The 19,978-nt window shown below is 74.4% G+C and carries 17 protein-coding genes; 14 read left to right on the forward strand and 3 right to left on the reverse strand.

The features are described 5' to 3' along the window. Positions 1-25: 25 nt before the first annotated feature. On the reverse strand, positions 26-2,365 hold the full coding sequence (locus ACSNN9_RS06745; protein ID WP_436671862.1) for an alpha-amylase family glycosyl hydrolase: 2,340 nt from the start codon (positions 2,363-2,365) through the stop codon (positions 26-28). A 692-nt stretch (positions 2,366-3,057) separates the two neighbouring features. On the opposite strand from ACSNN9_RS06745, the gene ACSNN9_RS06750 reads away from it, so the two are divergent. The 7 genes from ACSNN9_RS06750 to ACSNN9_RS06780 all read left to right on the forward strand — a co-directional run bounded on the left by ACSNN9_RS06750 (position 3,058) and on the right by ACSNN9_RS06780 (position 10,227). Beyond that, positions 3,058-4,710 carry a glycoside hydrolase family 10 protein gene (locus ACSNN9_RS06750; RefSeq protein ID WP_436671863.1) on the forward strand — a complete coding sequence of 551 codons (1,653 nt, stop codon included), beginning with the start codon at positions 3,058-3,060 and terminating at the stop codon, positions 4,708-4,710. Positions 4,711-4,892: 182 nt separating this feature from the next. Beyond that, complete coding sequence (locus tag ACSNN9_RS06755) at positions 4,893-5,447, forward strand: hypothetical protein (RefSeq protein WP_436671864.1); 555 nt, start codon at positions 4,893-4,895, stop codon at positions 5,445-5,447. A gap of 61 nt (positions 5,448-5,508) precedes the next feature. Continuing rightward, complete coding sequence (locus ACSNN9_RS06760) at positions 5,509-5,823, forward strand: alpha/beta hydrolase (RefSeq protein WP_436671866.1); 315 nt, start codon at positions 5,509-5,511, stop codon at positions 5,821-5,823. Positions 5,824-6,133: 310 nt separating this feature from the next. Then, entirely contained in the window at positions 6,134-7,714 is a 1,581-nt protein-coding gene (locus ACSNN9_RS06765) for a phenylacetate--CoA ligase family protein (RefSeq protein ID WP_436671868.1), read from the forward strand. A 3-nt stretch (positions 7,715-7,717) separates the two neighbouring features. Then, complete coding sequence (locus tag ACSNN9_RS06770; protein ID WP_436671896.1) at positions 7,718-8,158, forward strand: DUF4188 domain-containing protein; 441 nt, start codon at positions 7,718-7,720, stop codon at positions 8,156-8,158. Next, a complete protein-coding gene (locus ACSNN9_RS06775) occupies positions 8,155-9,243 on the forward strand; it encodes a GNAT family N-acetyltransferase (protein WP_436671869.1) in 1,089 nt (362 codons plus the stop codon). Before ACSNN9_RS06770 ends, ACSNN9_RS06775 begins: the two co-directional genes overlap by 4 nt. Continuing rightward, positions 9,244-10,227, forward strand: coding sequence for a nitroreductase (locus tag ACSNN9_RS06780; protein WP_436671870.1), 984 nt, complete (start codon positions 9,244-9,246; stop codon positions 10,225-10,227). 9 nt (positions 10,228-10,236) lie between these two features. On the opposite strand, the gene ACSNN9_RS06785 is transcribed toward ACSNN9_RS06780, so the two are convergent. Beyond that, positions 10,237-11,520, reverse strand: a complete 1,284-nt coding sequence (locus tag ACSNN9_RS06785; RefSeq protein ID WP_436671872.1) for an MFS transporter — start codon at positions 11,518-11,520, stop codon at positions 10,237-10,239. A 202-nt stretch (positions 11,521-11,722) separates the two neighbouring features. On the opposite strand from ACSNN9_RS06785, the gene ACSNN9_RS06790 reads away from it, so the two are divergent. From ACSNN9_RS06790 to ACSNN9_RS06820, 7 genes are all read left to right on the forward strand, one after another. Beyond that, positions 11,723-14,698, forward strand: a complete 2,976-nt coding sequence (locus tag ACSNN9_RS06790) for an MXAN_6230/SCO0854 family RING domain-containing protein (protein WP_436671874.1) — start codon at positions 11,723-11,725, stop codon at positions 14,696-14,698. Between the two features lie 70 nt (positions 14,699-14,768). After that, a complete protein-coding gene (locus ACSNN9_RS06795) occupies positions 14,769-15,071 on the forward strand; it encodes a WXG100 family type VII secretion target (RefSeq protein WP_436671876.1) in 303 nt (100 codons plus the stop codon). Positions 15,072-15,081: 10 nt separating this feature from the next. Continuing rightward, on the forward strand, positions 15,082-16,749 hold the full coding sequence (locus ACSNN9_RS06800; protein ID WP_436671877.1) for an alpha/beta hydrolase: 1,668 nt from the start codon (positions 15,082-15,084) through the stop codon (positions 16,747-16,749). Between the two features lie 110 nt (positions 16,750-16,859). Beyond that, positions 16,860-17,282, forward strand: coding sequence for a hypothetical protein (locus ACSNN9_RS06805; protein ID WP_436671878.1), 423 nt, complete (start codon positions 16,860-16,862; stop codon positions 17,280-17,282). Positions 17,283-17,433: 151 nt separating this feature from the next. Beyond that, a complete protein-coding gene (locus ACSNN9_RS06810) occupies positions 17,434-18,039 on the forward strand; it encodes a dihydrofolate reductase family protein (RefSeq protein WP_436671879.1) in 606 nt (201 codons plus the stop codon). Beyond that, entirely contained in the window at positions 18,036-18,197 is a 162-nt protein-coding gene (locus ACSNN9_RS06815) for a hypothetical protein (RefSeq protein WP_436671880.1), read from the forward strand. The genes ACSNN9_RS06810 and ACSNN9_RS06815 overlap by 4 nt, the downstream gene beginning before the upstream one ends. 72 nt (positions 18,198-18,269) lie before the next feature. Continuing rightward, positions 18,270-19,076, forward strand: a complete 807-nt coding sequence (locus tag ACSNN9_RS06820; protein WP_436671881.1) for an ABC transporter permease — start codon at positions 18,270-18,272, stop codon at positions 19,074-19,076. Positions 19,077-19,166: 90 nt separating this feature from the next. Here the strand turns inward: ACSNN9_RS06820 and ACSNN9_RS06825 are convergent, their stop codons facing one another. Beyond that, entirely contained in the window at positions 19,167-19,964 is a 798-nt protein-coding gene (locus ACSNN9_RS06825) for a siderophore-interacting protein (protein WP_436671882.1), read from the reverse strand. Positions 19,965-19,978: the final 14 nt, after the last annotated feature.

Below are 19,978 nucleotides of genomic sequence, written 5' to 3' on the forward strand. Positions count from 1 at the left end.
TCACGGGCACTGAACGCCTCGTGGATCAGCGGGCGACCAGGAGCAGCAGGCTGCGACCGCGCAGCAGATAGCCGGTGCCCTGTCCGCCGATCAGCGTCTCCGACCCGGGTGCGGCGACCTGGTCGACGCCCTCCGCCCAGGTGGCGGTGTCGGTGACCCGGTACCAGCGCTTCCCGGCTCCCGGGGACGGGAGGGTGAAGTGCACATCCCCGGACCAGCCGTTGTAGCCGACGTAGATCGCCGATGCCGGGTCGCCGAACTCGGTGCCGTCGATCCGCCAGCCGAGCGCGTGGTTGCCCGCGTCGCCCCAGTACGCACCGTCCGGGCTGGTGCCGGCCGGCGTGAACCAGGCCAGCTGGGCGAGCCCGTTGCCGTTGGCGTCAACGGCGGAGTAGAAGTTGGCAGGCCGTAGCGCCGGGTGCGCGTGGCGGAAGGCGGCCAGCCGCGAGGCGAAGGTCCGGAAGGTGGTCTGGTCGGTGGTCGGGCTCCAGCCCAGCCAGTTCGCCGACGAGTCCAGGTTGTAGGGGTTGTTGTTGCAGCGCAGCCCGCGCAGGGTTTCGTCGCCGCCGGTGACCATCGGGGTGCCGGCCGACAGCATCAGGAACGCGTGCCCGTTGCGGGCCGCCCGACGCTGGTCGGCGGCCACCCCGCCGTGGTCCCAGGAGATGTTGTCGTCGCTGCCGCCGTCCGACGGCCCGTACGGCCATGCCTGGTTGTTGTTCTTGCCGTTGCAGGCGTACAAGTCGGCCAGGGTGAACCCGTCGTGGGCGACCATGAAGTTCACCGAGTGCCAAGGCTTTCGCCCGTCGTCGCCGTACAGGTCGGAGGAGCCGGCGAACCGGTCGGCGAGTTGGCCCGGGGTGACCACGTCCACGCCGAGCTTGTTCTGGTCGCGGCGTAGCGTGTCCCGGTACCGCCCGTTCCACTCCGCCCACCCGGCCGGGAAGTTACCCACCTGGTAGGTTCCGTTGCCGATCGCCCACGGCTCGGCGATCCAGTCGACGCCCGCGCCACCGCCGGCCGGTCGGGGCGGCATCTCCCGGGTGATCCGGTTGAGTGCGGTGTTCGGGTCGGTCCGGCTGTACGAGAAGCAACCGTGCTGGCAGGTGTTGCCGAGCACCGAGGCGAGGTCGTGCCGGAAGCCGTCGACCCCGAGGACGTCCTTCCAGTACGCCAGCGAGTCGACGATGAGATCCTGGGCGACGGGGTGGTAACTGTTGTAGTTTCCACCGACTCCGGTGTTGTCCCAGGAGGACTGCCGGTCGGCGGTGAGCGAGTAGTAGGTGGGATTGTCCAGCCCGCGCCAGGAGAAGACGTCGTACACGGACGACCCGCCCGCGCTGTAGACCCCGTTCTCGCCGGTGTGGTTGTAGACCACGTCGACCAGCACCTTGATCCCGGCGTCGTGGAACGCCTTCACCATCTGCTGGAACTCCCGCGTCGGTCCCCCTGGCGAGCGGTCGTAGGCGTACCGACGGTCCGGGGCGAAGTAGTTGAGGGTCATGTAGCCCCAGTAGTTGTCGCCTGCGGTGCCGGTCGGATCGACGTCGTTGGTGTCGTTCTGGGTCTCCTGCAACGGCAGGAACTCCACCGCGGTCACCCCGAGCGAGGCGAGGTAGCCGGCCTTCAGCCCCGCGCCCCGGTAGGTGCCCCGGTAGGCGGCCGGCACCGACGGGTCGTTGCGGGTCAACCCGCGCAGGTGTACCTCGTAGATGACGTCGTCCTTCAGGGCCCGGCCCGGCTTGGTGCCGAAGGCGGGCGTGGTCGTGGGCAGGACGACGCCCTTCGCCGCGTGCGGGCCGCTGTCGACAGCCCGGTACGTCGGGCCGGAGGCGTACACCGTCGAGGTGGTCATGCCGGGCCGGAGCGGGTCGTGGCTGATCTCCCGGGCGTACGGGTCGAGCAGAAGCTTGTTGGGGTTGAACCGGTTACCGGCGGCGTCCACGTCGGCGATGAACCCGGCCGAGGAACCCTTCGTCCAGGCGGCGCTGTACGGCCAGTTCGGCCCCCAGGCGCGGTAGCCGTAGTACACGGTGCCGGTGATGCCCGCGCTGCGCAGTGCGGCGACGTCGACGGTGACGGCGAACGTGCCGGCGGCATCCCTGGTGAGCAGGTGACTGGCGTTCTCCTGGGTGCCGGTAGGTGCGGCGTAGAGATTGACCGTCATTCGGGTGGCGGCGGACGAGTGGACCCGGAACGTGATCCGCGACCCGGCGCTGTCGTAACGGGCGCCGAGGGTGCGGGTGTCGATGCCCGCGACGGCCGGTGCGGGCGCGGTGACCAGGGGCACGGCGACGGCGGCCAGCGCGGCGCAGAGCAGGGCGGCGAGGGTGGCTCGGGCACGCGAGGCTTGCGGTACGGACATGATCTTCTCCGGACGGGGGCGCGGAACCGACGTGACGTGGGGGGACGGGTGGGACGATGCGAGGTGGGGCGATCCGGTCGCGCCACCGGTGTGACGTGCGAGGGTGTTGAAAGTTCTCTGCAAGATTGGCAAAAAGATAACAGTCGATTTCAAGGCCGTAAAGTGGTCGACGGCCGCCGATGGAACCCGATCGGCTCGGGGGTGTCCAGGGCCAGCCCGGCGCCGCTCCTGCCGCTGTCAGGTCATGACCGCCGGTGCCGGTTCGGGGCGATGGCCGATCGCCCCGGTCACACCTCACCGTCTGCAACGGGGCGTGAAAGCGGTAGGCTGTCGAAACGGGTATGCGGCGGCCGAGGACGCGCCCAGCCACCCGCCTTCTTCCCGGCTTGCAGCTGCCAGCGAATCCGTTGTGCGCTGCCCTGTGACATCTTGGAGTGCATTTTGGCAGATATGACGCCGCCCGCCCTGAATCCCTTCGATTCAGGGAGCGACCGGGACACCGACCGCGAACACGGGCAGGCGGTGGACGTGAGCGCGGACGCGATGACCCGCATGCGCACTCCGTTCGTCTCCCGGGACACCGACCGGGGTGCCACTGACGAGGCCGACCGACACTAGGTGCATCGTTCTGCCTCCCGTGACGCCTCGAGAGTCGCCGTGCGCCCGGAGGCTCGGCTGTGCAGACTGAGGCGATGTCCGCCGCCGGCCCACCCGCCCGCCACCGTCGTCGTACCCAGACTCTCGTCGCGGTGGTCGCCGCGCTCGCCATGGCGGTCGCGCTCGGCGCCTGGGCGCTGCGGGACCGGGTCGCCGGCGAGGACGACGTGCCGGAGCAGGGCGCCGTGACCGCCTCCCGTGCCGCCCCCGTGGACGGCGCCCCCGTCTGCGCCGGTCGGGCGGTTCGGGCGCCCCGCGAGCTGCGGGGCATGTGGATCACGACGGTCAACAACATCGACTGGCCGAGCCGGCGCGGGTTGCCGGCGGAGTCGGCGCGGGCGGAGTTCCGGGGCTGGCTGGACCTGGCGGTGCGACGCAACCACAACGCGGTCTTCGTGCACGTGCGCCCGAGCGGGGACGCGCTCTGGCCGTCGGCGTACGCGCCCTGGTCGGAGTGGCTGACCGGGGGACGCGACGGCCGCGACCCGGGCTGGGACCCGATGGAGTTCATGGTCGCCGAGGCGCACGCCCGCAACCTGGAGTTCCACGCCTGGTTCAACCCGTACCGGGGCGGACAGCCGGCCACGGTCGGCGGGCCCGGCCCGAAACTGGACCAGCTCGCGCCGACGCACCCGCTGCGACGGCACCGCGACTGGGTGGTGACCTATCCCAGCGCCGACCGGCCCGGCAGCCGCCTCTACTTCAACCCCGGCATCCCCGAGGCACGCACGTTCGTCGAGGACGCGATGCTGGAGGCGGTCCAGCGCTACGACGTCGACGGGGTGCACTTCGACGACTTCTTCTATCCGTACCCCGAGGCCGGGCAGGACTTCCCGGACGACGCGACGTTCGCCCGGTACGGCCGTGGCTTCACCGACAAGCACGCCTGGCGCCGGGACAACGTGAACACGCTGGTCCGCGAGATGAGCGAGCGGATCAAGGCGATCAAGCCGTGGGTGAAGTTCGGCATCAGCCCGTTCGGCATCTGGCGCAACAAGCGCACCGACCCGGCCGGCTCGGCGACGGCCGGGTTGCAGAGCTACGACGACATCTACGCCGACACCCGGCTCTGGGTACGGAAGCAGTGGCTGGACTACGTCGTGCCGCAGCTCTACTGGCACATCGGTTTCGGCAGGGCCGACTACGCCAAGCTGCTGCCGTGGTGGGTGGCCACGGTGCGGGGCACCCGGGTGCAGCTCTACATCGGCCAGGCCGACTACCGGGTGGGCGAGCGCGGCGCCTGGCGCGACCCGGCCGAGCTGGACCGCCAGCTCGCCCTCAACCGTCGGTACGGCGTGAGCGGAAGCGTGCACTTCAGCGCCGCGCAGGTGCGCGCCGACAAGCTCGGGGCGGTCAGCCGGTACAGCGGCGCCCACTACGCCGGCCCGGCGCTGGTGCCCACGATGGCGCAGCTGCCGGCGGCGCCGCCGCCCGCCCCCACGGTCACCGACGCGCGGCGCGCGGACGCCGGCGGGGTGACGCTGGCCTGGCGCGGCGACGGCGCGACGAGCTTCGTCGTCTACCGCGTGGACGGCGACGCGGCCCGGCTCGTCGGCACCGCCCGGGGTGCCGGCTGGGTCGACCGCACCGCACCCGCCGGCCGACCGCTGTCCTACTGCGTGTCCGGCCTGGACCGCAGCGGCAACGAGGGCCCGATCAGCGCGCCGATCTCCGTCGACGCGCGGTAGGCGGTCCGGGGAACTGCGACGGTACGGCTCGCGACGGCGACCGGCGGAAGCGCGGTCAGGTCGAAGTGCTCGTGTCCGGGTGCGCGGCGGACCGAGCACGGGGGCGACAGCGCGCGCGGGGCGCTCGCCCTCGTGCCGCCCCGGTCGCCTGGAGGGCCGATCGCGCGGGTTACCCTGCGGCGGTGGTGGACGGTGCGGACGGGGAGCGGTTGGCGGCGTCGCTGGCCGACCGGCTCGACGCGGTCACCTTCACCGACCTGACCACGGACGAGGTCACCGCCCGGCTGATCGACGCGGTGGTCGACTGGGCGGGGGAGCGGGGCTGGCGGGTCTACCGGCGGGCGTCCAGCGTGTTGCCGCTGCCGCCGCCGATGTCCGCGCAGCAGTCGGTGCTCGACGTGGCCTGCGCCCGTCCGGACGGGCCGCCGGTCGTCGTCGAGGTCGATCACGGTACGCGCCGCCGCACCTGGGAGAAGCTGCGCGCCGAGGCCGACGCGGGACGGGTCCCGCTCTGGGTGCGCTGGGGCGCCGGCCGGTTCACCGCGCCGCCCCCGCCGATCCTGATGGTGACCTGCGAGGTGAGCAGGCGGCCGGACCCGACCGGAAAGGGGCGGGTGCACAGTCGTTCGCCGCGCGCCGACAGGCTGCCGCCGGCGCATTCGGCCGTGCGGGTCGCGACGGTGGACGCCGTCGAGTTGCCGCTGCCGCCGCCCGGGTCGCCCGGCACCGGGGCCTGAGCCGCCCGGCAACGCCCGGCGTACGGACTGGCTGCGGGACCGGCCCTCCTGGCTGCGGGCGGTGGCGCTGACGTATCCGCTCCTCGCGCCGATACCGGGCTGGGGCGTCGACCCGCGCTTCGAGCCGGGCGCGGCGATCGGCGAGCCGGGTGAACCCGTGCCGCCGCTGCTGCTCACCCGGGCCGGCCGGGAACGGCAGGAGATCGCCGAGACGGTCGCGGTGTTCCTCGACGCGGCGGCGGACGCCGGCGTACGGGTGGAGGTCATCGACGTACCGGGCGGGCAGCACGGCTTCGACATGCTGGACCACACCGACGAGTCCCGGCGGGCCGTCGAGCGGGCGGCTGACTGGATCTCGCAGCGACTGGCCCGGTGACCGGATCTCCTTTCCGCCCCGTACCGGCGACGCTCAGCGGTGCGACAGCCGGTCGTGACGCGCTTCCAGGTCGGCGTCGTCGTGGAAGACCTCGCCCACCGCACCGACTCCGGCTAGGGGCCGGGAGTCCGGTGGGAGGAGCCGCCCGGGAAGGGCGCTGAGCCCACGGCATCCCACCGCGCACGAACGGCACCGACCCCCGTCCGCCACGGCCCACCTGGGGCCGGGAGTCGAACTGGGTGCGGGTACTCAGCGGCGGACCGGTGCGCCAGCTCAGGCATCCTCGGCCAGACCCGCCGAGGATTCTGACATGACCGAGACGCTGCACCGACGTGCCGAACCGTTCCCCCTCGCGTCACCACGGCTGACGGCCGGCGAACGCTGGCGCCGGGCACGTCTGACGTTCTTCGGCCGGGTACTCGGGGCGGCGGTGCGGCTCGCCGGTCGCCATCCCGCGACGTGGCGGTGGTCGGCCAGGCGGCACCACCCGGTACTGGACCTCCTCGCGGCGGCGAACGCGCGGGCGGGCTGCGCGCTCGCCGCGCTGGACGTCCCGGCGTACCGGGCCTACCTGCGCGCCCGGCCGGCCGGGGTCCGTCGTCGGCTGCGGGACTTCCCGGAAACCGACAAGGTGGGCTACGTCGTCCCCTTCGACGCCGCCAAGCGCTGCCGGGGCGGACGACTGCCGGAGCGGGGCGTGGTGGTCGACGAGTCGGCCGGCTCGTCGGGCCGGCCCTTCAACTGGCCCCGCGGCGAGCGGGAACTGCGCGCGGTGCACCGCGACATCGTCGGCTACACCAGCCTGGTCTTCCCGATGCGTCGCCCGTTCGTCATCAACGCCTACTCGATGGGCGCTTGGGCGACCGGGACGACGACCGGCGCCGCGATGGCCCGGATCGCGGTGGTCAAGAACACCGGCCCGGACCTCGGCAAGATCGTCGACACGTTCCGCGAGTTCGGCCCGGACTTCGACTACCTGGTGACCGCGTACCCGCCGTTCCTGAAGCACCTGCGCGACCGGCTCGACGCCGACGGCTTCGACTGGTCGCGCCACCGCATCTTCGCCAGCTGCGGGGGAGAGGGGATGACCGAGGCGTTGCGCGGCTACCTGGAGGAGCGGTTCCTGAAGGTCCGGTCGGCGTACGGCGCCTCGGACCTGACCATCGGGATCGGCGCGGAGACCCGGTTCACCGTGTGGCTGCGGCGACGCCTGCGCAGTGATCCCGAGCTGCGGGCGGCGCTGCTCGGCGGGGACGAGCAGCGGTTGCCGATGGTGTTCCAGTACAACCCGTTGGCCACCTACCTGGAGACCAACGAGCGCCGGGAACTGCTCTGCACGATCACCGGTCCCGACGTGCTCCAGCCGCGGCTGCGGTACAACGTCGGCGACGAGGCGCTGCTCGTCGACTACCCGCGGATCCTCGACCTGGTCCGCGGCGACCCGCGGCGCTGGGCCGAGTGCCGCGCGGCGCTGGCCAGCGAGCGGATGACCCTGCCGGTGCTGCTGCTGTTCGGCCGGCGCGATTCGACGGTGTCGTACCTGGGCGCCAACCTCTACCCGCAGGACGTGGAGTACGGCCTCTACGCCGGCAACCCGTACGCCGCCGAGATCAGCCGGTTCTGCCTGGCGCTGGCCGAGGACGCCACGCTGGAGACCCGGCCGGTGGTCCACCTCGAACTGCGCCGCCCGCTGCCCGGCTCGCAGCGCGAGGCACTCGCCGTCGCCTGCCGCAGCGGGGTGCTTCGGCACCTGGCGGCGGTCTCCCGCGACTTCGCGCAGTCGCTGACCGAGGACCCGGCCGCCGGCGATCTCCGCATCGAGCTGCACGAACCGGGCGCCGGCCCGTTCGCCGGACAACAGAAGATCAAGAACATCTACCTGGTGGGCTGAGTGATGCGTACCCGTGACTTCTCCAAGGCCCCGGCGCGGGCCCAGGCCGGCGCCATGTTCTTCGGCGCCACGCGCTACCGCGGGCCGCTGGCGATCCTGCGGCTCCTCCCGGCCTGGCTGCGGATGGTCCGCGACATGCGCCGCATGTCCGGATACCGCTGGCACCGGGTGTACTGGGAGTTCCCGTTCACCCTCGGCACCGTCGCGTTCTTCGCCGACCGCGAGGCCATGCTGCGCTTCGCCCGGTCCCGGCACCACCGCAGGCTGATGGTCTGGCTCACCGACGGCAACCGCAACGCGAGCGCGGGCTTCATCCGGCTCTTCACAGCCGAGCCCGACGGCTACTCCAACGGGCTGTGGCGGGCCGAGTCCCCCGAGATGGGGCACATCGAGACGTTCACTCCGCTGGGCCCGGAGACGGTGGGACCGGCGGTGCGGCGATGACCGCGCCGCGCGGCCTGGAGCGGGTCGTCGACCGGCGCGGCCTGCGCGAGTTCCTGGCGTTCACCGACCGGGTGTACGCCGGCGAGCCGCGCTTCGTGCCGCCGTCGCGCCAGCAGGTGCGGCGGTGGTGGCGCGACGGCGTGCCGATGTACGTGCTGCGCGACGCCGGCACCGGCGCCGTCGTGGGGCGCACCACCCTGCACACCGACGCCGCCCTCGACGCCAGGCTCGGCCGCCGGTGTCAGCTCTTCGGGCTCACCGAGTTCACCGACGCGGCGGCGCGACCGCTGTTCGAGGCGGTCACCGCCGCCGCCCACGCCGCCGGTGACCGCGACGCGCTCTTCGGGCCGGTCGCGTTGCTGCCCAACCAGGCGGGCGGGGTCATCACCTCCGGGTACGCCGACCGGGGCTTCATCGACAGCGCCTGGAACCCGCCCCGGTACGTGGGCGCCTACGAGTCGTACGGGTTCCACCGGCGGTTCGAGTCGGACACCTGGATCTGCCCGGTCCCCGCCGGGGACGACGTCCCGCTCGGCACGGACCCGGACGGCGCGGAGCTGAGGGTGCACCGGGGCGACGTCCGTCGGCTCGCCGACCAGCTCGAGCTGCTGCGCGAACTGCTCAACGCGTCCTTCGCCCAGCTCGGCTACTACACCGAGATCTCCGCCGCGCAGCTGCGCCGGCAGACCGACGGGCTCGCGTACCTGCTGGACGAGTCGCTGCTGCTCTACCTGAGCAGGGCCGGGCGGCCGGTGGCGTTCGTGCTGTGCGTGCCGGACATCAGCGAGTTCGTGGTCCGGGTGCGCGGCAACCTCAACCTGGTCAACCAGCTCCGGCTGCTGGCGGCACGGCGCCGCTACCGGCGGGAGGCGGTGCTGATCGTCAAGGGGGTGCTGCCCGAGCACCAGGGGCGCGGATACCAGCGGCTGCTCTCCGCCGCGCTGCGTCGCAACCTGCACGCCGGCGGGTACACGACGCTGCGCAGCACCTACGTCGGGCGGGACAACCCGGCCTCGGCCGCGCAGTACCGGGCGCTGGGCGGCCGGCCGCTGCACGGGTACACCTTCTACGAGAAGGCGCTGTAGATGGGGCTCGCGGCGTTCCGGGCGCTGGAGCCGCTCTGCTGGCGGTCGCCGAGCGCGCACAACACCCAGCCGTGGCGGCTCGACCACCGGCCCGGGGCGATCCGGGTGGGCTGGGACCAGGCGTACACGCTGCCGGCGGCCGACCCCTCCGGGCGGGACCTGCGGCTCTCCCTGGGCGCCTTCGTCGAGACCTGCCTGATCGTCGCGGCGGACGCCGGACTGGGGATGGAGTTCGTCGCCGACCACTGCGTCGCCGACCGCCGGGTGGGCTGGCTGCGGGCGTCCCCGCACCGCTACGACACCCCGTTCAACGCGGCGCAGGTGCTCACCCGCCGCACCCACCGGGGCCGGTTCTCGGCCGGCCCGGACGCCGAGGTGGTGGCGGCCGCCGACGCCGTCGCGCGGGCGTCGGGCGGGACGGTCCGGGCCGTGCCGGACGCCGGGCTGCTGGCCCGCCTGCTGCGGGTCGCCGACCGGCAGACGTACGCGGATCCCGCCGTGGTCGGCGAGTTGCGGTCGTGGCTGCGGCTCACGCCGGCGCACCCGCACTACCACGCCGACGGGCTCACCGACCGGTGCCTGGGCCTGTCCGGGCGGGAGGCGACCGCGTTGCGGGCGACGCTGGTGGCGTACCCGGCACTGCGCCGGCTGGGCCTGCCCCGGCTCCTCGCCGCGGCGTCCGGCAACCCGCTCGCCCTCGGTGGCGCCGCGCTCGTCCTCGTCGGACCGCCCAGGATGGACGACGCGACACAGGTGGAGTTCGGTCGGGTGCTCGCGCGCACCTGGCTGACCCTGCACGCGGCCGGGCTGGCGGCGCACCCGCTGAGCCAGCTCGTCGACGCGTCCGACACCCGGGAGGCGCTGGGGGCGTTGCTGGGCGTGGCGCCGCGGCGCCTGCTGCACGTGGCGCGGGTCGGCCGGCCGGTGGGTCCGGCGGCACCCTCGGCGCGCCGGGTCGGTGGCGTCGGGCAGGGCCTCCGCTGATCCCGTCCGTCAGGACGCCTGGCTGGTCGTGGCCCGCCGCACCTCCGGGCGGGCCACCGGCTCCGACCCGGCCCGGCGGACCGGGGTGAACAGCCCGCCGACCGCGACCAGCAGACACCCCGCCCCCGCGACGAGGGCGACCGCCGGGACGCCGTACCGGCCCGCGGCCCAGGTCAGCACCGCGGCGCCGGCCGGCCCGAGCGAGTAGTGCGTGCTCCAGAACGCCGACGTGACCCGCCCGAGCAGGTGGTCGGGCGTGATCTCCTGGCGCAGCGACATCGAGCAGATCCCGCCCACGCTGACGCCGCACAGGTATACCGCGGTCAGCACGGTGACGCCCCGCACGCTCCCGACGACGCCGATGCCCGCGATGGCGAGACCGCACATCGCGTGCGCGCCGATCCAGGTCATGCCGAAGCCGCGCCGGCGGCGCAGGGGCGCGACCAGCAGCGCTCCGACGATCGTGCCGAGCGCCGCCAACCCGAGCACCGTGCCGACGGTGCGGTCGGAGCCGCCGAGGTCGTGCTTGACGTGGTAGACGAGGACGTCGGTGAAGCCGTACGTCAGGAAGATGAAGACCGACAGCAGGATGGTCAGCGAGCGGAGCACGGGCTGACGCCAGAGGAACCGCGCGCCGGCGAGGAACTCGGCCAGCCGGCTCTCCCGCGTCACCGCGCCGTCGGCCCCCGCGCTCTCGTCCGACTGCCGCAGCCGCACCAGCCAGAGGCCGGCGGCCGACAGGGCGAAACTGGCCGCGTTGATGGCGATGGCCGCCGTCGGGCCGAACCGGGCCGACACCACGCCGGCGAGCAGCGGCCCGAGGACGGCCGCCGCCGCGTACGTCGCCTGGAGGCGCCCGTTGGCCTCGGTGATCCTGGGCCGGTCGACGAGGTTGCGCACCGCGGTCACCGCGGCGACCTGGAACACCATGCCGGCCGCTTCGCAGATGGGCAGCACGACGAAGAGCAGCCAGATCTGCGGGCCACCCAGCCAGGCCAGCGGAATGAGGCCGTAGAGCAGCAGCCGGGCCAGGTCGGCGGCGATCATCAGGGTCCGCCTGTCGTACCGGTCGACCAGGACGCCGCCGAAGATCCCCGCGCCGACGGACGCGGCGCCGGCCACCGCCGTGAGCAGGCCCATCTGGGCGACCGACCCGGTCGCGTGCAGCACGAGCAGCGGCACCGCTATGTAGGCGAACGAGTCACCGGCCGCGGAGAGCGACTGCGCAGCCCAGTAGGCGCCGAAGTTGCGGTCACGCCACAGGGGACGGACCGGATCGGAGCGTCGGCTCATCCGGCGAGGGTAATCCGAACCCCCGCACGAGCGGTGCCCCCGGCGCGGCGACCGGTGGCGAAACCAGGGTGTGCCGGCGGCGCGCGTCCTCGTATGATCCTCCCGCGGTGGGCGGCTCCCCGCGGTGCTTCCTTCTCACTTCCTCCGACGAAACTAGCGTCGCGACTCTCCGCCCGCCGCTTCGCACAGGGAGGTCGCGGGCATGGATGCGCTGGCCGTGGTACTGCTGCGACGCACCGGCCGGGTCGCGGTGGTGGGCACGGGCGCCGTTCCCGCCGACGGCACCGCCTGGGTGGCCGCGCTCGAGGCCGATCTGGCCGACCGTGGCTGGCTGCTCCGCGACGACCTGCGTACGGCGGCGGCCCGGCTGCCGGCGGCGGTGCGCGTCCGCTGGGCCGACTGGCTGCTGGCGACCGTCGACGAGCTGGTCGGCGCGGATCGCCCGATGCTGCCGCTCTACCGCGCGTTCCCCGACACCCCGCGCGACATCGAAGCGGTCTACGTGCGGCGGCTGCTCACCCACCTGTTCGCCGTGCCCGGCGCGCCCTGCGTGCTGTGCGGCCGCGAGGACGGTGGCGCGCCGCTCGACCCGTGCGGTCATCCCGTCTGCCCGGCGTGCTTCCCGCCGGAGCAGGTCACCGCGTGCCCTGTCTGCGGCCGCCGGCTGGCGGCGGACAACACGTACCTGACCGTCGTCGCGCCCCCGTCGCCGCTCCGGCGCCCGCCACGGCGGGCCGCCGCGCCGGTCGAGGACGTGGGCGAGCGCGCCGCCCCGGACGCGCCGCCGCTGCCGGTGCGGCTCGCCGGGCTCGAGACCGACCCGGTCGGCGCCGCGGTCCGGCTCCGGGACGAACTCGTCGCCCGGCCTGCCGCGCTCGGCGAGGCCGACCGGGCCGACCTCGAGGTGCTGGTGAGATCCACCGCGCCGGGCCGCCTCGACTGGCTGCCCGAGGTGGTGCCCGCGCGGGAGACCCTCGCGCTGGTCATCGCCTGGGCGCTGCACGCCACGGCGGGCACCCCCGGCCAGCACGACCTGGTCGCCGCCGCCCGGCAGCGCTGGTCGACCGCGACGGACGTGGCACGGACCCTGTGGGCGTACTCGGGTGGGGACCCGGGGCTGGTCCTGCCGCGGCGGGACGACGAGGCCGCGGCTCCGGGCGCGACCTGGCGTCCGGTCCACGAGCCTGCCGTCGTCGTGCCCGGCACCCGGGTGCGGGCCCTACCCCGCCCGCTGCGGCGCGCCGCTCTCGCGCGGCTCGACGCCTGCGGCGCCGCGAACGCGGCGGAGGACCTGCGCCGGCACCCGGCCGTCTGGAAGCGCCTCGGCGAGCGGCTGCACCCGTACGAGAAGGTGGCCGCACACCCGGCGGCGGTCGTCGCCTTCGCCGCGCTGCGCGGCACCCGCGCGGCCCGCGCCGGCGCGCTCGGCGCGGCCATCCTGGCGGCCTGCGCCCGCGAGCCCCGGCACCTGCTGCTGACCGAGCATCCCGACGACACGGTCACCGTCCGCCTGCGGACCCACGCGTCCCTGGTCGAGGCGGCCCTTTCCGGCGGCGACGTGGCGGGGGCCGCCCGCCTGCTCACCGAACGCCCGGGCGAGTTGTGGCGCCGGCTCGACCACCTGCTGCGGGTCGCCGGCGACGAGCCGGCGGCATCCGCGGCGATCGGGACGGCCATGCGCCGGACCGCGGCCCGGGTGGCGCCCGGCGTGCTCGCCGCGGCCGCGGCCCAGCTGGCCGGCCGGGACGAGACGGTACGGGCGACGGCGGCCGAGCTGGCGGCGACCGCGCGGGCCCGGGCGGCGGCGCGGGCCCGCAGGGCCGGTCACACCAATGCCGCCCCGGCGCTCGCCGTCGGTCTGGGCGACGTTCTCCGCGCCGTCGTGCGCGGCGTGCGCGGTGACGGCCCCGCCTTCCTGCGAGGGCTCCGGCCGGCCGGCGAGGCGCCCCCTCCCGCCGAGGCGCCGGCGGCGGACGGCGCCGTCGAGGAGCCCGGGATCGTCGGCGGCCGGCCCGGCCCCGGAATGCCCCGGCGGGTCTTCCATCCCCGCAGCAGCGTCGTGACCACCTGGACCGAGCCCGAGCGGCGCCCGCCGGTGCCGGCCACGGCGATCACCGCGGTACGCGAGCTGGTCGACGCCGAGCTGATCGCCCGCGCGGCCCGGCTCGGCCGGTTCGACGTGGCGGTCGTCGACGCCGCCCTGGCCGAGGTGCCCGCGCCGATGCGGGAGCGGGCCGCCTCGGCGCAGCTGGCGGGGTGGCCACGGGGCAGTGTGCGGGCGCTGCCCGACGCCGAGGTGCTGCGGTTCTTCCTGCACTGGGAGGACCCGGGCGCCACGCGGGTCGACCTCGATCTGTCCTGCGTGTTCTTCGACCAGGGCTGGCGGCGGGTGGGCCACTGCGACTTCACCCGGTTGCGCTTCGCCGACGGCGGCGCGATCCACTCCGGCGACCTCACCTCCGCTCCGGCTCCGCTCGGGGCCACCGAGTTCCTCGACCTGCACCTGGCCCGCCTCGCCGGACACGGCGTGCACTACGCCGTGCCGACCGTCCTCAGCTACAACGCCGTGCCGTTCGAGGCCCTCACGGCGGCCATCGCCGGCGTCATGCTGCCCCTCACCGGGGGCGAGCAGTTCGACGGGGCGCGGGTCGCGCAGCGGTTCGACCTGCGTGGCAACGCCCGGATGCTGCTGCCGATGGTCGTGGACCTGCACACCCGGCGGTTGCTCTGGACCGACCTGACCCTGACCGGCCGCGGCTACGGCCACAGCGTCGACCGGCACGGCGACCAGCTCGCCCGGGCGGCCGCCGACCAGTGGGAACACTTCCTCGGCGGCCACCGCGCCACGCTGCTCGACCTGCTGGCCTGGCACGCCGCCGGGCGCGCCGACCGGGTCCTGGTGGGCCACCCGGACCACACCTGCACCGAGGTGCCGCCCGACGTGGCCGCCGTTCGCGCGGCGGCGTCGGCGGCCACCGGCGAGCTCCGCGTACTGCCCGACCTGGCTGGCCGCACCGTCCTGGCCGGCGCCGTCGACCCCGACGCCCTCGACCGGCTGGTCCCCGTTTCCGGTCCGGTCGCGCCGGGCTCGACGGTGGTGACGGTGACCGGCACGCCCGGTCACCCGTGGACGGTGCGGCGCGTCGGCGACCTGCTGGCCGGGCTGGGCACCGGCTGAGGCGACCGATCCGCGCGGTGCGTGCGTGTGGTTATGTAGGCTCGCACCGATCTTCGCGGGAGGCCACCCAGTGATCGAACTTCACGTCGAGCCGGAGCTGCTGGAGAAGGCGTCGCGTGTGTGCGACGACCTGCGCGACGACCTGCGGCGCGGTGTCTCCGACGTCGAAGACGAGACGCGGGCCGCGGTCGCCGGCCTGCCCGGCTGGCAGACCCGGGCGGCGTTGGAGCAGCTGCGCTGGTCGTGGTCGGACGACCTGACCAAACTGGACGGCTACCTGGCGCAGATGGGTGACGCTCTGCGGGGCTGCGCGATGGACTACCGGTACAGCGACGAGGCCAGCGCCGCCCACTTCGACATCCGGGGGCGGTGACCGCTCGGTGGTGACGTACGCGGACCTGCGCGAGGCGCGCGTCGCCCCGCTCCGGGACGCCGCGCGGGCCTGGACGGAGCTGTCGCGGGCCTGCGCGAAGCTGGAGGAGCGGTGTGGCGCCGAGCTGACCCGGCCGCTGCGCGGCTCGGGCTGGCAGGGGCCGGCCGCCAGTGCGGCGTTGGGCCGGCTGGACGAGCTCGATGACGAGTTCGAGGTCGCGAGCCTGCACACGCGGACCGCCGCGAGCGTGTTGCGGGAAGCGGCGCAGGAGTTCGGTGACCTGCAGCAGCGGTTGGAGTCGGCCGTCGGCGCCGCCCGATCCCTCGGACTGGCCGTGGACGACGCCGGCCGGGTGTCCGCGCCGACGATGTCGGCAGCACAGAGGCACGACCCGGACGCGGAACTCGTCCACCGCCGGCACGTCCAGAACGCCGCGACCTACACCGACCTCATCGCGCGGATCGTCACCGAGGCCACCGAGGCCGACAGCCGGATCGCCCGCGCCCTCACGCAGTTGAAGGCCAGCGCGCCGGGGCAGTTCGCCTGGGAGTACAACAGGGCCAACAGCGGCGCTCTCGCCGCCGCCGCGGCGCTCGAACTGAGCGAGGACGACATCCCCGCGCCGGGCAGCAGCCCCGCCGACGTGCACGCCTGGTGGAGCGGCCTGTCCGACGACGAGCGGCAGGTCTACCTCACCGCCTACCCGGAGCGGATCGGCGCTCTCGACGGACTGCCCGCCACCGACCGGGACGCGGCGAACCAGCTGGCGCTGCGCACGTTCGTCGGTGACAACGTCGCGCACCACCGGAACCGGGACGACCCGCAGCGCGCCACCGCGCTGATGCTGCTGGACAAGCTGGAAGGCGCGGAGAACGCGGCGCCGAACGAGCGGCTCTACCTGCTCTCGGTCGATCCGACGGGCGACGGGAAGGCGGCGGTCGCGATCGGCAACCCGGACACCGCCGCCCACACCGCGGTCCTCGTGCCCGGCGTCGGCACCGAGCTCGACGACATCCGCGGCCTGATCGGGCGGGCCAACGACCTGCGGGAGGCCTCGGTCGAGCTCGCCGGCGCCGGCGCCGGCGCCGACGTCGCCGTCGTGGCCTGGCTCGGCTACGACACCCCGTCGGTGAACCTCGACATCGTCAGCGCCGTGTTCGGAGCCAAGTCCGAGGCCGGCGCCCGCGCGCTCGACGGCTTCGTCGACGGGCTCCGCGCCTCCCACGACGACAGTCCCTCCCACCTCACCGCCATCGGCCACAGCTACGGCTCGACCGTCCTCGGCGAGGCCGCCAGCAACGGCGACGGCCTCGCCGCGGACGACATGATCGCCGTCGGCAGTCCCGGCATGCGCGTCGAGAACGCCAGCGAGTTCAACATCGACCCGAGACACGTGTGGGCCGGCGCCGCCGCCGACGACACCGTCGTCGCGCGACCGGAGGAGACGATCGGCTGGCTCGACGGCGTACCCGTCGTCGGGGAGTGGTTGGTCGACGGGCTCGTCGGCATCCACGGCCCCGCTCCGCACGACCCGGAGTTCGGCGGCAACGTCCTGCACGTCGACACCTCCGGCCACAGCGGATACTGGGCGCAGAACAGCCAGATGCTGCGCTCCCAGGCGGCCGTCATCGTCGGCGACTACGAGGCCGCCGCGCTCGACCACGGCAAGGCACCATGACCCCGCCGCACCGCACGCCCCGGTGGCGGGCGGTGGTTTTGGCGGCCGTACTGGTGTCTGCCACCGCCTGCACCGGCGGTGACCCCGGTTCCTCAGGAAAGGACGACCCGTTGCAGACCAAGGCAGTCGCCGAGGTGAGCACCCTGGCCGAGGCGCGTGCCCAGGCCGTCGCCGCCACCGCCGGGGTCGCGCTGGACGGCTGGCGGACCAACACCTCGCCCTGCCAGGGCCAGCGGGGCGAGATCGCCGACGACGGACGGTGGACGTTGAGCGGCTTCGCCGGCCTTCCTGTCCCGCCCGCCGACCAGATCGCCACGCTGCGGCGGATCCGGGACATGTGGCGGCAGCAGGGCTACGAGATCACCGAGGACCGCACCTTCGCCGACGGCACCCGGGGCGCCGTGTCCATGCGCGACCCCGGCACCGACATCACGATCAGCCTCACCACCACCGCGAGCCGGGACCGCGTCGCCGTGATCCTGGCCAGCGGCTGCTACCGGCCCGCGGCCGGGGAGGACCCCGCCAACGCCTAGGTCACCGGGTCGTCAGCCGTGCCGGACGGGGCGTTGAAGCCCGGGCCGCGCCTGCGCATGATGGTGATCATCGAAACGGCGCCGTGCGCCCACCCGCACGGGCGGTGCGCCGTCGGCCACCGCCCGAGCTCCCCGAAGGGAAGGAACAACCGTGCGTAAGCTCGTGTACTACATCGCCGTCACCCTGGACGGCTTCATCGCCGGCCCCGACGGCGCGGACCCCACCGGCCCCGGCGGATTCTGGCCGATCCCGGACGACTACCTGCGACACCTCGTCGCCGAGTATCCGGAGACGCTGCCGGGCCCGGCCCGGGAGGCGTTCGGCATCGCCGGCGAGGGCGCCCGGTTCGACACCGTCCTGGAGGGGCGTCACTCCTACGAGCTGGGGCTGAAGGCCGGCCTCACCGACGCCTACCCCCACCTGCGCCACCTGGTGTTCTCGCGCACGATGGGGCAGAGCCCCGACCCGGCCGTCGAGGTCTTGTCCGCGGACCCGGTCGCCACCGTACGCGAGCTCAAGCGGCACGACGGCCGGGACATCTGGGTGATCGGCGGCGGCGCCCTGGCCGGCGCCCTCTATCCCGAGATCGACCGGCTCGTGGTCAAGCTGGCCCCGCTGACCATCGGCGCCGGCATCCCGCTGTTCGGCCGCGGCGCCGTCTTCGAGCCGCGCACCTGGGAGCTGACGGACCACGTCGTCCTCGGCAGCGGCGCGCTCTTCCTGACCTACGACCGCACCGCTCGGGTGGACGCGTGACCGCCCCCGGTACGGCCGCCGACGGCACCCGCATCCTGGCCGACGGGGACGTCCCGCTCCTCCGCGCGGCCGACCTGGGCAACGTGCCCATGGCGGACGCCTTCGCCAGGGCCGGCCACGTCAGCGTCGAGCGCGCCGTCGACATGTCCTGGAGCTGATCCGCAGGGGCGGTCGGATCACGCGGCCGGCGTCGTGCGCCCTGGCCGTCGGGGTGGCGGGAGACTGACCGGATGTCCTCGACGATGTTGGTGGTCGGCCCGAAGCTCGGCGTCGCGCTGGTGGTGTTGACCCTCGTGGCGGCGGCCGTCGTGACCGTGGGGAAGTTGGGCCACGGTCGGCAGGTGATGATCGCCGCCGTCCGGGCCGCGGTCCAGTTGGGGGCGGTGTCGCTGCTGATCGCGGCCATCGTGGCGTCGCTCTGGGCCACGGCCGCGTTCGTGGCCCTGATGTGCGCCGTGGCGGCCGCCACCTCGGGCCGGCGGGTCACGGGCGGCAGGCGGGGGTGGTGGGCCGGTGCGCCGATCGTCGCCGGCAGCATGCTGGTGGTGCTGGGGCTGCTGCTGTCGGGCCTGGTGCCGCTGCGGGGCATCGCGATCGTTCCGGTGGCCGGGATCCTGATCGGCGGGGCGATGACCGCCACCTCGCTGGCCGGCCGCCGGGCACTGGACGAGCTGACCGGCCGGCGCGGTGAGGTGGAGGCCGGCCTGGCCCTGGGCCTGCTGCCACGCGAGGCGGTGCTGCTGGTGTGCCGTCCGGCGGCCGGGCAGGCACTGGTCCCCGCACTGGACCAGACCCGGACGGTGGGCCTGGTGACCCTGCCGGGCGCGTTCGTCGGGGTCCTGCTCGGTGGAGCGAGCCCCCTGGCCGCCGGGGTGACGCAGCTGGTCGTGCTCGTCGGGCTCCTCGCGGTCGAGGCCGTCGCCGTCGTCCTCACCGTCGAACTGGTCGCCCGCGGCCTGCTGCGACCCGCGCGGCGCCAGCACCGCCGCACCGACGCGGCGGCCCGGTCGCGGATAGCGGATCCCGGCACGCCCTGACCGTGGGGCGGGCCCCGGGCGCGTACGCCGGCGGTTGCCCTGCGCGCGGCGGCTCCGGGTGCCCCGGTGGGCATCCCGCCCGCCGGGCGCTCAGTGCGGGGCGAGCTTCCAGTAGCCGCCGAAGTAGACGCGCTCCTTGGCGATGCCGCGTTCGGTGCACAGGTGCCGACGGACGGTCGTGACCATGGTGGACTCGCCCGCGACGAAGGCGTACGGCGTGCCGGCCGGAAACGCCAGGTCCCGCAGTGTGCGGATCACCACGTCGCTGCCGCCCGCCGGTGCGCCGCCCCGGTGCAGCCAGGTCAGCGTGACCCCGGCCGGCGTGCGCACCCCGATCTCGTGTTCCGCCGAACCCACCTCGATCAGCGCGATCGCCCGCGCGTCCGGCGGCAGCGCCTCGAGCGCCGCGGTGATCGCCGGCATGGCCGTCTCGTCGCCGACGAGCAGCTGCCAGTCGGTGTCGGCGGGCGGGGCGTACGCGGCGCCGTCACCGAGCACGCCGATCCGGTCGCCGGGCGCGGCTCTGCGCGCCCAGGCGGAGGCCGGCCCGCCGTCGCCGTGCAGCACGAAGTCGATGTCCAGCTCGCGCCGCCCGGGGTCCAGGCGCCGGACGGTGTAGTTGCGGACCACCGGTCGCCGCTCCGCCGGCATGGCCTGCAGGGCGGGCCACCACTGCGCCGAGTCCGGCAGGTGCAGTTCGGCGCCGGGCGCGGGGGCGAGGAAGATCCGTGCCAACTGGTCCGGCCCGTCGTAGCCGAAGCGGTCGAGCTCGGCGCCGGTCAGGGTGATGCGCCGCAGGTGAGGGGTGAGCGGCCGGTTGGCGACGACCTCGGCGAGCATCGGGCGCCTGATCACCTCGGCTTCGACCGCAATGGTGCCGACGGTCATGACGTCGCTCCTTC

The organism is Micromonospora sp. URMC 107, assembly GCF_051386315.1.
Lineage (GTDB): Bacteria > Actinomycetota > Actinomycetes > Mycobacteriales > Micromonosporaceae > Micromonospora.

Bases quoted from the DNA above. Each gene is read 5' to 3' on its own strand.
- ACSNN9_RS06785 (WP_436671872.1), bottom strand. From the start codon at position 11,520: ATGAGCCGACGCTCCGATCCGGTCCGTCCCCTGTGGCGTGACCGCAAC.
- ACSNN9_RS06780 (WP_436671870.1), top strand. From the start codon at position 9,244: ATGGGGCTCGCGGCGTTCCGGGCGCTGGAGCCGCTCTGCTGGCGGTCG.
- ACSNN9_RS06745 (WP_436671862.1), bottom strand. From the start codon at position 2,365: ATGTCCGTACCGCAAGCCTCGCGTGCCCGAGCCACCCTCGCCGCCCTG.
- ACSNN9_RS06825 (WP_436671882.1), bottom strand. From the start codon at position 19,964: ATGACCGTCGGCACCATTGCGGTCGAAGCCGAGGTGATCAGGCGCCCG.
- ACSNN9_RS06790 (WP_436671874.1), top strand. From the start codon at position 11,723: ATGGATGCGCTGGCCGTGGTACTGCTGCGACGCACCGGCCGGGTCGCG.
- ACSNN9_RS06820 (WP_436671881.1), top strand. From the start codon at position 18,270: ATGTCCTCGACGATGTTGGTGGTCGGCCCGAAGCTCGGCGTCGCGCTG.
- ACSNN9_RS06750 (WP_436671863.1), top strand. From the start codon at position 3,058: ATGTCCGCCGCCGGCCCACCCGCCCGCCACCGTCGTCGTACCCAGACT.
- ACSNN9_RS06775 (WP_436671869.1), top strand. From the start codon at position 8,155: ATGACCGCGCCGCGCGGCCTGGAGCGGGTCGTCGACCGGCGCGGCCTG.
- ACSNN9_RS06770 (WP_436671896.1), top strand. From the start codon at position 7,718: ATGCGTACCCGTGACTTCTCCAAGGCCCCGGCGCGGGCCCAGGCCGGC.
- ACSNN9_RS06765 (WP_436671868.1), top strand. From the start codon at position 6,134: ATGACCGAGACGCTGCACCGACGTGCCGAACCGTTCCCCCTCGCGTCA.